Raw genomic sequence first — 337 nt, 5'->3', positions numbered from 1 at the left:
CCCTGCACGCCGAAGATGGCGAACTCCTCTCCGAGGAGATCCAGTCCCCGCTCGTGCCGCGCATCGGCGAACTGGTCACCATCAGCCAGACCCGGTCCTTCCAAGTGGTCGACGTCCTGTGGCACCACTACCAGCACGACGGCAGCACCGGCGCGACCGTGACCGCGTGCGAAGTGAACTGGCACAAGCACATCGGCGACGTCGTCGACCAGTGGCGCCGCGACCGCCACAGCTCACAGTGAGATTCACCGCTGAGGAGATCGAGGAGCAGAGCCTTGAAGTCAACGCGGCCATTGCAAGCGTGGACATGCGATACCTGTGGCGACGCTGTGACCAG

1 protein-coding gene is annotated in these 337 nt (G+C 64.4%); it reads left to right on the top strand.

The annotated features are described in order from the left end of the window. Positions 1-242, top strand: a 242-nt coding sequence (locus H074_RS40765; protein ID WP_039923065.1) for a hypothetical protein, incomplete at its 5' end; no start/stop codon positions are given. Positions 243-337 lie beyond the last annotated feature (95 nt).

The organism is Amycolatopsis decaplanina DSM 44594 (assembly GCF_000342005.1).
Lineage (GTDB): Bacteria > Actinomycetota > Actinomycetes > Mycobacteriales > Pseudonocardiaceae > Amycolatopsis > Amycolatopsis decaplanina.
This window is presented reverse-complemented; position numbering and strand designations above follow the sequence as displayed.